9 protein-coding genes are annotated in these 12,519 nt (G+C 77.0%); 5 read left to right on the top strand and 4 right to left on the bottom strand.

The window, feature by feature from the left end; genetic code table 11:
• Positions 1-57 precede the first annotated feature (57 nt).
• Positions 58-498 carry a YchJ family protein gene (locus tag MCM47_RS05695; protein ID WP_238859179.1) on the top strand — a complete coding sequence of 147 codons (441 nt, stop codon included), beginning with the start codon at positions 58-60 and terminating at the stop codon, positions 496-498.
• A gap of 50 nt (positions 499-548) precedes the next feature.
• Here MCM47_RS05695 and MCM47_RS05690 read toward each other — a convergent pair whose 3' ends face one another.
• Positions 549-1,502 (bottom strand): polysaccharide deacetylase family protein, encoded by a 954-nt coding sequence (locus MCM47_RS05690; RefSeq protein ID WP_238859178.1) that lies wholly within the window; start codon positions 1,500-1,502, stop codon positions 549-551.
• A gap of 254 nt (positions 1,503-1,756) precedes the next feature.
• On the opposite strand from MCM47_RS05690, the gene MCM47_RS05685 reads away from it, so the two are divergent.
• Positions 1,757-2,299: a GNAT family N-acetyltransferase gene (locus MCM47_RS05685; protein WP_238859177.1), complete on the top strand. Its 543-nt coding sequence runs from the start codon at positions 1,757-1,759 to the stop codon at positions 2,297-2,299.
• A gap of 28 nt (positions 2,300-2,327) precedes the next feature.
• Here MCM47_RS05685 and MCM47_RS05680 read toward each other — a convergent pair whose 3' ends face one another.
• The gene (locus tag MCM47_RS05680; protein WP_238859175.1) at positions 2,328-3,245 is read right to left on the bottom strand and encodes a carbohydrate kinase; all 918 of its coding nucleotides are present in this window, start codon (positions 3,243-3,245) and stop codon (positions 2,328-2,330) included.
• Positions 3,246-3,700: 455 nt separating this feature from the next.
• On the opposite strand from MCM47_RS05680, the gene MCM47_RS05675 reads away from it, so the two are divergent.
• The 3 genes from MCM47_RS05675 (at position 3,701) to MCM47_RS05665 (ending at position 7,195) form a co-directional block, all read left to right on the top strand.
• A complete protein-coding gene (locus MCM47_RS05675; RefSeq protein ID WP_238860027.1) occupies positions 3,701-5,212 on the top strand; it encodes a M1 family metallopeptidase in 1,512 nt (503 codons plus the stop codon).
• A 449-nt stretch (positions 5,213-5,661) separates the two neighbouring features.
• Positions 5,662-6,183, top strand: coding sequence for a SigE family RNA polymerase sigma factor (locus MCM47_RS05670; protein ID WP_238859173.1), 522 nt, complete (start codon positions 5,662-5,664; stop codon positions 6,181-6,183).
• Positions 6,170-7,195, top strand: coding sequence for a hypothetical protein (locus MCM47_RS05665; protein ID WP_238859171.1), 1,026 nt, complete (start codon positions 6,170-6,172; stop codon positions 7,193-7,195). Before MCM47_RS05670 ends, MCM47_RS05665 begins: the two co-directional genes overlap by 14 nt.
• Before the next feature lie 50 nt (positions 7,196-7,245).
• Here MCM47_RS05665 and MCM47_RS05660 read toward each other — a convergent pair whose 3' ends face one another.
• Together MCM47_RS05660 and MCM47_RS05655 are read right to left on the bottom strand one after the other, a co-directional pair.
• The gene (locus MCM47_RS05660; RefSeq protein ID WP_238859169.1) at positions 7,246-11,385 is read right to left on the bottom strand and encodes a TIR-like protein FxsC; all 4,140 of its coding nucleotides are present in this window, start codon (positions 11,383-11,385) and stop codon (positions 7,246-7,248) included.
• The gene (locus tag MCM47_RS05655) at positions 11,382-12,518 is read right to left on the bottom strand and encodes a MoxR family ATPase (RefSeq protein ID WP_238859167.1); all 1,137 of its coding nucleotides are present in this window, start codon (positions 12,516-12,518) and stop codon (positions 11,382-11,384) included. Before MCM47_RS05655 ends, MCM47_RS05660 begins: the two co-directional genes overlap by 4 nt.
• Between the last annotated feature and the right edge of the window lies 1 nt (position 12,519).

Here is a 12,519-nt window from a genome sequence, read left to right as displayed (position 1 = left end):
CGCGACACCCCCTACCCCCGGCGGACAGCGCTCCGCGGACGCGCCAGAATGGACGCCATGTCCTCCCGACGCCGCTCCACTCCCCGTGCCGCCGCCCCCGCACCCCGGCTGCTGCCTTCCTCGCCCTGCCCGTGCGGCCTGCCCGCCGCCTACGGCGACTGCTGCGGCCGCTACCACCGGGGCCAGGCCGCCGCGCCGACCGCCGAGGCCCTGATGCGTTCGCGCTACAGCGCGTTCGTCGCCCACGACGAGGCCTACCTGCTGCGCAGCTGGCACCCCGACACGCGGCCGGACGCGGTCGACCTCGACCCGGCCCAGCGCTGGACCGGGCTGGAGGTGCTCTCCACCAGCGAGGGCGGCGCGTTCCACGCCGAGGGCACGGTCGCCTTCCGCGCCCACTACACCGAGGGCCGGGAGGAGGGCATGCTCACCGAGCACAGCCGCTTCGTCCGGCACGAGGGCGCCTGGGTCTACGTCGACGCGCTCTCCTTCGGCTGACACCGCACGGCCCGTGCCGGGCGAGGCACGGGCCGCGGGGTCCGGGGGCCCTACAGGTAGTCGTCGAGCCGCGCGAGCGTGAAGCCCTGCGCGCCGACCTCCTTCACCACCTTGCGGAGCAGGTCGGTCATGGTGCCGTTCCACAGGGAGGGGCCGCGGAAGTGGGTGAGGATGATGTCCCCCGGGTGCAGCCGCTGGTCGTCGTAGCGGTACTCCATCCGGTCGGGGAAGGCCTCCTCGTTCCAGAGCGGCACCGCCTCGATGCCGCAGGAGGCGGCGGCCCGCAGGGTGTCGTCGTTGTACTCGCCGTACGGGGGCCGGAACAACCTCGGCCGGACGCCGATCTGCTGCTCCAGCTGGTCCTGCTGCCGACAGATCTCGTCGCGCTGCTGGTCGTAGCCGAGCAGCCGGAGGTCGCGGTGGTTGACGGTGTGGTTGTTCACCACGTCGCCCTGGGCGGCGAGCCGGCGGAAGTAGCCGTAGTCCTCGCGGGCCAGGTAGTCGGCGAGGAACACGCTGAGCGGGACGCCCAGTTCGGCGGCCATCCGGGAGAACTCCGGGTCCTTCTCCGCCCCGTCGTCGACGGTCAGGAAGACGATCTTCTCGTCGGTCGGGACGCGGTACACCACCGGGGGGCGCCCGGGCGCGAGCTTCACGCCCTGCCCTGCCTTCAGCTCCGGCCGGACCGCCGGCCGCGGCGGCGCCTGCGCGGGCAGCCGCTCCAGCCCCCACCGGCGGGCCGTCGCCAGTGCGGCCCGGCCGGCCGCCTGCTGACGGGCGACCGCCTCACTGCTGCTCTCCTCCTCGACCCGGGCCAGCCCCGGCAGGGTGAGCGGCACCACGGCCGGCGGCCTGGGGGCGCCCCGGTCGGCCACCTGACCGGCACCCGCCCCTGCCTCCGCTGCGGCCCCGGCCAGGCCGGCGGCGGCGCCGGCCCCCGCGGACGGGCCGCCCGGGCCGACGGGTGCGGTACACCCGGCCATCGCGGTCGACAGGAGGATCACCGCGGCCACTCCGGCCCCGGCACTTCGGGCCGTGCGGCCCGGCTGCCGACGCCCCCTTAACCCCCAATAAGTACGATTAGCTGATGGTCTGTCCATGGAGCAGTGCTCCCCCGACACACCCGCCGCTCAACCCCCCGTCACCCGCCCGGCGCAACCACCCGCTCGACCGGGCCCGGTCGCGGCTCCCGCACCCCGCGGGTGCCGAGCCGAATATTCGTTCGCCACGGGGCGGGGCGACCGCCGACAATACGCGCATGACCATCAGCACGCCGCACACCGCCACCGGCCTCTGGACCGTCTCCCGGGCCGATGTCGGCTCCCCCGAGGCGGCGGCGCTGCTGCGTGAGTACTACATCGACGTCGCCAACCGGTACTACCGCCTCCACCTCGGCCGCGAGGGCACCCCGGAGGAGATCGAGACCGGACTGGCCGACTCCCCCAGCGACGACCTCGCCGGGTCCACCGGCGTCTTCCTGCTCGGCCGGTACGACGGCGAACCGCAGGCCTGTGCCGGCCTGCGCGTTCTGGACGACCGCTCCGTCGAGCTCACCCGGGTCTTCGTCCGGCACGCGGTGCGCGGCACCGGCGGCGGCGCCCGGCTGCTCGCCGCCGTCGACGAGGCCGCCCGCGAGCTCGGCGCCGATCGGATCGTGCTCGACACCCGGCTCGACCTGGTCGAGGCCCGCGCGCTCTACACCCGGCACGGCTACCGCGAGATACCCGCCTACAGCAGCGGCCCGTACGCCCAGATCTGGTACGGCAGGGACCTCACCGCCGGGGCGGCCGCGGGCGGTTGAGCCCGCGGCCCGGGCACGGCAGTCGGCGCTACGCGCGGCCGGCGGCCCCGGCGGACAGGGCGGCCCGGAGCTCGGCGGCGTCGGGCGGGTTGGCGCCGGGCCGGGACACGGTGACGGCCGCGGCGGTGACGGCCCGGGCGAGCGCCTGCTCCAGGCCCGCGCCGGCCCACCGGGCACCGAGCAGGGCGGCCATGAACGAGTCGCCGGCCCCCACGGTGTCGGCGACCGCGACCGGTCGCGCCGGCGCCTCGGCCCGGCGGCCGTCCGCCGTGACGGCGAAGGCGCCCGCCGCCCCGCGGGTGACCGCCACCGTGGTCGGCCCGAGGCCCAGCCAGTGCCGGGCGACCTCCTCGGCGTCCTGTCCGGGGTAGAGCCAGACGAGGTCCTCGTCGCTGGCCTTGACCAGGTCGCTGAGCGCCACGCAGCGCTCAACCCGACGGACGGCCGCCGCGTGATCACCCATCAGCGCCGGCCGGACATTGGGGTCGTAGCTGACCCCGGCCCGGCCGCGCAGGCGCTCGGCCAGCGCCAGCACGGCCGAGGAGCCGGGCTCGGTGACCGCGGCGATCGAGCCGAGGTGGAGGTGGCCGGGCGGGCCGGGGAGTTCGAGATCCGGGCGGTCGGGCAGGCTCCAGCCGATGTCGAAGGCGTACTCCGCACGCCCCTGCGCGTCGAGCCGGACCACGGCTGAGGGCGTCCGCCCGCCCTCGGCGGGCTCGGCCAGCACGGTGACGCCGGCCGCCTCCAGGTGCGCCCCGATCAGCCGCCCGTTCGCGTCGGCGCCGAGCTGGGTGAGCAGCACGGTCGGCAGGCCGAGCCGGGCCAGCCCGTAGGCGACGTTGGCGGGACTGCCGCCGGGGTGGACGCGGTCGGCGGCACCCTCGGTGCGGACGATGTCGGCGACGCACTCGCCGACCACCAGGAAGTACGGGTCGGTGCCGGTCACGTCTGCTGCTCCTGCCGTCCGGGCGGCCGGCGCGGACCACGCGCCGGGTGCTTCGGCGGACCAGCCTACGGGGCCGGCGCGGCGGAGGAGGCCGGCCCTGCCCGGAGTCCGGGAGCGGGCAGGGCGCGGACAGCAAGGACGGCCGCCGGACCTGGCCAGGTTCTCCGACGGCCGTGGCCCCGTCCGTCAGGGGGCGGAGCACTTCGAACGCTATGACAGTCCGCAGCCGGTCGGCCACCACAGTCGGCCGTCCGGGGGACGCCTGCGTGTCGCGCTGGCCGGCCGCACTGTCGGCGCGTTCCGCTACGATCCGTGCTCGAATGGTCGCGGAGCGGCGTCGGTCGCAGGCGGCCCGGCGCCCAGCTCGACGTCCGAAAGCGGTGATCACCCTGTTCAGGCTCCGTTCCAGCCGCCCCGTCGCCCTCGCGCTCGCCGCGGTGCTGCTCGGCACCACCATGCTGCCGGACGCGGCCGCCGCCGAGAACGGGGCGTCCGCGGGCGTCGGCGATCCGGTCTTCCCCTCGCTCGGCAGCACGGGGTACGACGCGCTCGCCTACGACCTCGCCTTCCGCTACCGGCCGGCGAGCCGCACGGTGGACGCCACCGCCGTGCTGACCGCCCGCGCGCTGACCGCCCTGCCGAGCCTGGAGCTGGACGCGCTGGGGCTGGACGTGCACGCGGTCCGGGTCGACGGGCGAACGGCCGGCTTCCGCGCGCACGACGAGAAGCTGACGGTCGTCCCGGACCAGCCCGTGCGGCGCGGCGCCGTCCTCCGGGTGACGGTCGAGTACACGGCCGACCCGCGGGCGCACCTCCCGCACACCGGCTGGGTGCCGACGGCGGACGGCTTCGCGGTGGCCGGCCAGCCCGACGGCGCGCACACCGTCTTCCCCTGCAACGACCACCCGAGCGACAAGGCCCGCCTCACCGTCGCCGTCACCGCCCCGGACGGCCTGCTGGGCGTCGCGACCGGCCGTCTCTCGGCCACCCGGCACGACGGCGGCCCGTCGGGCGGCGGCACCGGCGGGGGCACCGGGGGCGGCACCGGCACGGCGAGCGACGACGGGCCGACGACCACCCGCTGGTACGTCTCGCGCGAGCCGGTGGCCACCGAGGTGGTGCAGGTCTCGGTCGGCACCTACACGGTGCGCGAGCGCACCGGCCCGGACGGGCTGCCGCTGCGGGACGTCGTCCCGACGGCGCGCGCCGCCGACCTGGAGCCCGCCCTCGCCCTGACCCCCGCGCAGCTGGAGTGGGCCGAGCGGCACCTGGGGCCGTTCCCGTTCGAGACCTACGGGCTGCTGCCCGCTGACACCGACGACCCGGCCGCCTTCGACTTCACCGGGCTGGAGACGCAGACCCTGACGCTCTACAAGCCGAACTTCCTGCGCCAGGCCGAGCGGCAGATCGGCTCGCACATGATGCACGAGCTGGTGCACTCGTGGTTCGGCAACAGCGTCTCGCCGCACAGCTGGGCGGACCTCTGGCTGAACGAGGGCCACGCCGACTTCTACGGCCTGATGTACCGCTACGAGCGCGGCTGGGCCGACTCCGCCGGCTTCACCACGCTCGCCGACCGGATGCGCGACGTGTACGCCGCGGGCGACCAGTGGCGGCACGACTCCGGGCCGGTCGCCGCACCGACCGCCGCCACCCTCTTCGACAGCCAGCGGTACACCGGCGGTGCCCTGGTGCTGTTCGCGCTGCGCGAGCGGGTCGGGGCGGAGGCCTTCGACCGGATCGAGCGGACCTTCCTGCAGCGGTACCGGGGCGGCTCGGCGACGACCGCGGACTACGTCCGGACGGCCGCGGAGGTCTCCGGCGGTGACGTCACCGCCTTCCTCACCGACTGGCTGCACGGTGAGCGCACCCCTCCGATGCCCGGCCACCCGGACTGGACGGTGGCCCCGGTCGATCCCACGGCCCGGCGCTCGGCCCCCGCCCCGCGCGGCACCGGGACGCTGTAGGACTCGCGGCCGCCGGCCCGGCGGCTGACGACCCGGCAGCCGGCGGCCCGACGGCCGCTTCCCGTACACCCGGGCGCGCCGGGCCGGTGCGCTCGGGCGCCCGCCGCGCGCCCCTGGACGGTGCAGGCCGGCGGACGCATCGTGGTGCCACGGCCCGCCCGCCGCCCGGCCTGGTCCCGGCCGGCGCGCGGGCCGTCCAGCGTTCCCGGACGGCATCCTCCGGCGCCCCCGGGCCGGCCGCCACCGGGCACCACCGGGCACCCACCGAATCCGTTCCGGAAATCCCCCGCCGGCGCGCAACCCGAACGGGCTCCCACCGCGTTGAGCTGCTGTGGGACCAACACCGACGACGCACGCGACACCGACGACGCACACGACACCGACGACCCGGCCGGCCGAGCCGGAACGGACCACCGGAACGACTGGAGCAGCATGGCGGGGACGGGACGATGAGGGAAGCGAACACGGACTTCGAGGAGTTCGTCGCCGCCCGCAGCCCGCGCCTGCTGCGCATGGCCTGGCTGCTGACCGGAGACGCGCACCTGGCCGAGGACCTGCTCCAGACGGCACTGGCCAAGGTCTGGCCGAAGTGGGACAAGATCGCCATCGACCGGCCGGAGGCGTACGTCCGGCGGGTGCTGGTGAACTCGCACGTCTCCTGGTGGCGCCGCCGCTGGCACGGGGAGCTGCCGCACGGCGAGCTGCCGGAGCCGCCGACGCACGCGGACCCGTTCGAGGACGTGGTGGTCGGGCAGGTGCTGGCCGCCGCCGTCCGGGCGCTGCCGCCCCGTCAGCGGGCCGTGGTGGTGCTGCGCTTCTTCGAGGACCTCAGCGTCGAGGAGACGGCCGAGGCGCTCGGCTGCTCCACGGGCACGGTCAAGAGCAACACGCACCGTGCGCTGAACGCGCTGCGCGGCAAGCTGCCGGCCCGGGAGCTGCTGCTGGACGGGGGACGCCGTGACGCGGCGTGACACCGGCTGGAGCCGGACCGGGTGGGACGAGCGGAGCCGGTGGGACACGGCGGGCGGCGGCACGACCGGTCCCGATGACGGGCGCAGCGACGCCGAGGTGGAGAGCGAGCTGCGCATCCTGCTGCAGCGGGCCGCCCCGGACCTGCCCGCGCCCGCCGACCGGATGGAGCGGATCCGCGAGCGGGCCGCCCGGAGCCGCAGCCGGCGGCGGGCCGCAGCCCTCGCCGCGGGCCTGACCACGGGTCTGGCCGCCGCCGCCCTGGCCGCCGCACCCGCCCTTGCGCCCGGCCACTCGCAGACCGCCCTGCCCACGCCGGCCCGCACACCGGCAGCCGTCGGCGGGCTCGGAACGGCCGCCGGGCCCGGCGCGGCCACCTCGGCCCCGCCGGTCCCCTCCCTGTCGCCGTCCCCGACCCCGGCCAGGACCCCGGGCCGCGGCGCGGATCCGGACGAGGGCGCGGGCGGGACCGGCACGGCCCCGGCCGGCACGCCCCCGCCCTCCGGAACGAGCGGGAGCTTCTTCCCCGAGCGGGCGATCCGCTTCCCCGAGCTCGACAGTCTGGTCATCAGCCTGCCGCCCGGCTGGGCCGCCATGTACCGGCCGGCCGCCAAGCCGCTCGGCGGCGTCGGGTACCTGGCCGATCAGCCGCTGGAGCCCGGGGTGTACTGCGCCGGCCAGGGGGCGACCTGTGCGCCGCTCGCCGCCCTGGCCGACGGTGGCAGCCTGGTCACCGTCACCCTGGTCACCGAGTGGACGGAGGCGCAGAAGGTCCTCCGTACCGCTCTGCCGCCGGCCGACACCCAGCTGGACAAGACCTGCGCCCTGCGCGGGGGCACCCGTGAGCTGGTGGGCCACCGGACCATCGAGGTCGACGACGCCGTGACGGTGGTCCGGCTGTCGGCCTGCCTGAACCAGCCGTCCGCGAAGGCGGTGCAGGTGTTCACGGAGGTGCTCGACTCGGTGCAGATCGGCGGCGACGCCGTCGACGCGGTCGGCACCGGGACCGGCTGAGCCGCCCCGGCCCACGGCCTGCCCCTGCGCGGCGGGCCGGCCGGCGGCGGTCAGCGCAGGCGCGGGCGGCCCGGGCTCCCGCCCTCCTCACCGTCGGAGCCGCGACGGGGGGCGTCCGGCCAGCGGTTCTCCACCGCGCGGCGAGCGGCCGTCGCGACCCCGGCCAGGGCGTCCTCGAAGGCGCTCAGCGAGCCCAGGACGGGCAGGCCGGCCCGCGGCCGGCCGGGCGGCAGGAAGCCGCCGGCCGCCAGCGCCGACCGGCTGAGCTCGGCCAGCTCCGCCCCGGCGGCCGTGTCACCCGGCTCGTCCGGGCCGCCCGGCTCCAGCACGGCCACCACCTTGTGGTTCCGCCGGTCGAGCCGGCGCAGCAGCGCGATCCGCTCGGCGTCCAGCAGGGCCCAGCGGTCGAGCAGCAGTACCGCGAGGGAGGTGGGCGGCTCCTCCCCCAGCAGCCGCTCGCCCTCGGAGACGAGGTCGTGCACGGTGGGTTCGAAGCCCATCCCGCGGAGGAGCCCCGCGGTGTGCTCGGCCAGCGAGCGGCCGAGGGTGCCCCCGTACGGGTTCCAGTCGGTGCGCTGCGGCCCGTAGGCGGCGGGACTCGGGCCGGCCGGCAGCTCGTCGCGGCGGCAGGAGAGGACGAGGACGCGCAGCTCCCGCACGCTGCGGCGGACCGGTTCGAAGGCACTGGGCTGGGCGTTCAGGTCCAGCGTGCGCCCGACCGGGACGACGGTCTCCTCGGCCACCTCGACGATCCGCCGGGCCAGCCGGTGGACCGCCAGCTCGTACGCCGAGCGGTAGTAGCTCAGCTTCATCAGCGCGAACAGGCCCTCGCTCATGTAGGCCGGGCCGAAGCCGGCGTGGTCGAACTGCAGTTCGCGCGCCACCGCGGGCAGTTGCCGCGTCGGCTGCCACAGCACCGGCACGATGGCGCTGGTGTGCCCCGACTCGCGGTGGGCCGCGTACACCTGTCGCCGGGTGAAGGAGTACCACTCCTGACCGCACGGCAGGCTGTCGAAGTACCGCGGCGAGTAGAGCGGCACGAAGACCCGGCAGGTGGCCAGCTCCCGCGCGATCCGGTCCGCCCACAGCTCCCCCTGGTGCATGGACTCGTCCATGAAGCCGATCGGCGCGCCGTCGGGGACGGCGGTCAGCTGCAGCACCGCTTCGCAGAGGTCCCGGTAGAGCTGGCGCACCCAGAGGTTCGGATCGCCGGCGCCGGTCGCACCGGCCCGGGGGGTGTGCGCGTAGCTGAGGAAGAAGTAGGGCCGGGCGGTGGCGAGCTCGACCCCGCCGCCCGAGTCCACGAACTGTGCGTACCGGTGCCGGTAGTAGGTGCTCGCCGCGGCGGCCAGCTCCTCGGCCCGGGCGTCCGCACCGATGCCGCGGGCCCCGCGGGCGAGCCGGCTCAGGTCGCCGCGGTCCGCGTGCGCCAGCAGCGCGTCCCAGAACGCGTCCGGCGGCACCGAGCCCGCCCGCCCGTCGAGGTACCAGGCCTCCAGCAGCGGGTGCAGGGTGTACGGCGCCCGGGAGCCGGCGGCGCCCTCGAACCCGGGGCCGTGGTCCGCCCGGAACAGTCCGGCCCCACCCGCGCCCTCCGCCGTGGCGTCGGCCATCGCCCGCTCGAACCAGGTGTCCGTCGCCGGTGCGGCGTGGAGGTAGCCCGGCGCCGCCGCCCGCAGCAGGCTCGCGGGCAGGGAGCGGTGATGGCCCAGGCGCAGCGCGTCGAGCGCCGCGTGGAGCACGGCGCGGACCTCCTCGGGCGCCCGGTCGAACCGGGCCCGCAGCCCGGGAGCGGCCGTCACCGCCTGGACGACCCGTCCGTCCGCGGCCACCCGGGCCGCCTCGGCGAGCCGGGGGTCGCTGCCGAGGACGGCATCGGCGGCCTGCTGCCGGTCGAAGTACTCGGGCATGTCGAGCATCCGGACGTGCTGCCGGAGCATCCCCCCCGCCGGGGATCCGGCCGGGCCCGGCGGGTCGTGCCGGTCCGTCCGGAGCGTGCCCAGCAGGAGGAGCGGGCCGCCGGAGCGGGACCGCGCCCAGGCCGAGATCCGTCGGAGCGGGTCGGACTCCTCGCCCTGCGGGGCGTTCAGCACCTGCTCCGCCTCGTCGAACCAGACCACCGTGCACCGCTCGGGTTCCTCCGGTCGGAGCTCGCGCCCCTGCAGGCTCTGCGCCCGCCACACCGTCCAGTCGGCGGGCAGGGTGCGCAGCGCCTCGAAGCAGGCCCGGGTCCGGCCGGAGGCCGGGCCGCCGGCCACCAGCAGCACGGTGGAGACGCCCTGCGCGGCCCGGCCGACCAGGCGGCGGATCTCGGCGTCCACCGGGCGGTCGAGGTAGGGGGTGAGGTACGGCAGACCGGGCCGCTGCTCGGCGGGTCGGACGCCGAGCAGGTCGGGCCGTTCGAGGGCCTCGGCGACGGTCATGGAGTCCCAGGACTCCTCGGCCGACCGGTAGGCCGGCGGCAGGGCCGGCGTCGGGGCCGGGACGGCCGCCGGCGACTCGGCGAAGGGCAGGGCGTCGGGCGCCAGCTCGCGGCTCTGCGTCTCCTCGGCCACCCGGACGGCCGGGAAGTCGGCGGCCGAGGCGCGGCGCGAGCGGAGGTAGGCGGCGACCTGGTGCCGGACGGTGCGGCGGATCCGGGCGACGGTGTCGCGGCGCTGGGCGCCGAGCAGGGCGTCGCGGACGCCGGGCAGGAAGTCGAACTCGACGACGTCCGGGTCGGCGCCGGGCGGCGGCGCCTCCCAGGGGGCGAGCAGGCCGCCGAGCAGCACCTCGGCGAGGTGGCCGTGGTCGGCCTGCGGGAGCATCGCCCGGCGGACCAGCGTCATCACCGGCAGGACCAGCGGGACGGCGGAGAGGTGGCCGGCCAGCTCCTGCGCCAGCGGGGAGGCGCTGGCCCGGAACCGTTCCAGCGCCGGCTCGGCGGCGGTCGTCGGGCGGCCGTGCGCACCGGCGGTCGGCGGCCGGCCGGACCCGTCGGAGGCCGGCGGCCGGTCGGCCCGGTCGACGGGCGCCGTTCCCGGCTCGCCGACCAGCAGGCAGCTGAGCCGGCTGCGCCGGCCGCCGCCGGAGACCAGGGCCGCGAGCGCGGCCAGCGAGGCCGGGTTCGGATCCACCACCGGCACGGGCAGCGGGCGGTCGGGTGCGTCGGCGCGCAGCCTCCGGTGGGTGCGCCCGCGCGCACGGGTGGCCGCGGCCTCCCAGGCGGTGTTCGGCGCGGCCGGGCCGGCCGCGCGCAGCCAGAGCGGCGTGGGGCGGACGGACCCGCGCGACCAGAGGCGCTCGGGCAGGACGTTGAGGACGGCTACCGGGCCGTGCCGGCCCCAGCCGCGCAGCACCGCGTCCAGCGCCGGGCCGCCCCAGCCGCCGCCGACGGTGTCGGTGACGACCAGGATCAGGCGGCGCCCGGCGGGGTCGGCGATCTCCTGCGGGCGGCGCAGCGCTCCGCCGGGGCGGGCGGCCAGACCGGGCCGCCCGCCGGCCTCGGTGCCGCCGAGGTACCAGGTGCGGACGTCGCGGAACACGCCGGTCTGGGCGATGACCCGGCGGAGCTCGGCGACGAGGTCGTGCCAGAGCGTCATCGAGCGGTGGGTGTCGATGACCAGGGCGAGGTCGAGCCAGCGGCCGGGGGTGGGGCGGAGCACGGGGAGCAGCAGGCGCTGGTCGACGCCCGCGCTGACGGTGGCCTCCTCGTCCAGTTCGGGCTCGCCGTGGGCGTCGGCGAGGGTGCGGCGGCCGAGCGGGCGCAGGGCGCGCATGACGGCGAGCGGGTCGGCGAGGGCGGCGGCGCGGGGGACGCGGACGAGGTCGCCGCGACGGGCGGCGGGGGCGTTCTCCGCCCTGCCGTCCGGCTCCGGGCCGCCGGGGCCGGGATCCGGCTCGGCTTCGGGAGCGGGCGCCTGGTGCGGCGCGGAGGGCGGAGCGGCGAGGTCCGCGGTGGCGTAGTGCTGCTCGGACGGGGGCTCGTCCGGGGCGCGTTCGTCGGCGGGACCGTCGTCCGGGCCGGCGCCGGGGGCGGCCTCGTCGGCACTCCCGCCGGGCTGGACGGGCGGGGCCGGCCGGTCCCGGTCGCGGGCGGCGTCGTCGAGGCAGCCGGCCAGCCAGAGGATGTCCGCGAGCTCTTCGGGCCCGAGGCCGGCCGCCGAGGCGGCGTCGGCCTCGGCGAGGGCGCGCAGCAGCCGGTCGGTCATGGCGAGGCCGGTCCGGTGAGCTTCTGCAGGACGGTCCGCAGGAACGCGTCGCGCTCGCCGTCGTCCGACCAGGCTCCGCTGAGCCGGAGTTGGACGGCGTTGAGCAGCTGGTCGGTGGCGAGGTCGCCCTCGGTGCGCTGCTCCTCGAAGGCCCGGACGAGGTCCTGGACGAGGCTGCGGCGCCGGTCGTCGAGTTCGGCGGGCAGGTGGAGCCGCTGTCTGATGATCTGTTCGAGCCTGGCCGGGCCCGGCGGCTGGACGTGGAGGCGGATGCAGCGGCGGAGGAAGGGCGGTGGGAAGTCGCGCTCGTTGTTGCTGGTGAGAACGACGACGGGGAAGGCGCGGCACTGGACGCGGCCGTGGTCGACGCCGACGGTGGCGGCCACCGGCCCCGCGGTCGCCAGCCCGGGTGGCACGGGGCCCGGATCGACCGGGGCCGGTGCGGTCGGGGCGTCGAGGGTGTCGTGGGTGCCGATCCGGACCCTCGGCTCCCGGGCGGCGATCCGGGCCAGCTCGGGGATCTCGAAGCCGCCGTCCTCGAAGACGGTGAGCAGGTCCCCCGGCAGGTCGATGTCGCTCTTGTCGATCTCGTCGATCAGCAGCACCCGGGGTCGCTCCTGCGGCAGCAGCGCGGTGCCGAGCGGGCCGAGCCGCAGGTAGGGGGCGATCGAGTGGTCCGGCTCCGCCGGGCGGGCCGCGGTCGGGCCGGTGCCCCCGTCACCGCTCAGCTGCTGGAGGTTGGCGTCGTGCAGGCGGCTGATCGCGTCGTAGCGGTAGAGGCCGTCGCGCAGGGTGCTGCGGCTGGTGATGGGCCAGTGCAGGACCGGGCCGAGGCCGAGGTCGGTGGCGATGCTGTAGGCCAGGGTGGACTTGCCGACCCCGGGCTTCCCGGTGACCAGCAGCGGGCGGCTGAGGTAGAGGGCCGTGTTGACGGCGTCGATCTCCGCTTCGTCGGGCACGTACCCGGTGCCGCGCCGGGCGGTCCGCTCCCACGGGTGCCCGGTGGCGCCGGGGGCCCGGTAGTGCGGGTCCGGGGTGCCGTCGAAGTCCCGCCAGGGCGGCTGCTTGCCGGCCAGGCGGGAGAGCCGCTCCTCCGGGGTGCCCTCGCCCTGGTAGATCCACCAGTCCTTCATG

Origin of the sequence: Kitasatospora sp. A2-31 (assembly GCF_022288725.1) — a bacterium.
GTDB lineage: Bacteria > Actinomycetota > Actinomycetes > Streptomycetales > Streptomycetaceae > Kitasatospora.
The sequence above is the reverse complement of the archived record's forward strand: the minus strand, read 5'-3'. Positions and strand labels throughout refer to the sequence as shown.

What these genes read in the sequence shown, in the direction of transcription:
- MCM47_RS05695 (WP_238859179.1), top strand. Translation starts at nt 58, where the DNA reads ATGTCCTCCCGACGCCGCTCCACTCCCCGTGCCGCCGCCCCCGCACCC.
- MCM47_RS05685 (WP_238859177.1), top strand. Translation starts at nt 1,757, where the DNA reads ATGACCATCAGCACGCCGCACACCGCCACCGGCCTCTGGACCGTCTCC.
- MCM47_RS05675 (WP_238860027.1), top strand. Translation starts at nt 3,701, where the DNA reads ATGCTGCCGGACGCGGCCGCCGCCGAGAACGGGGCGTCCGCGGGCGTC.
- MCM47_RS05670 (WP_238859173.1), top strand. Translation starts at nt 5,662, where the DNA reads ATGAGGGAAGCGAACACGGACTTCGAGGAGTTCGTCGCCGCCCGCAGC.
- MCM47_RS05660 (WP_238859169.1), bottom strand. Translation starts at nt 11,385, where the DNA reads ATGACCGACCGGCTGCTGCGCGCCCTCGCCGAGGCCGACGCCGCCTCG.
- MCM47_RS05655 (WP_238859167.1), bottom strand. Translation starts at nt 12,518, where the DNA reads ATGAAGGACTGGTGGATCTACCAGGGCGAGGGCACCCCGGAGGAGCGG.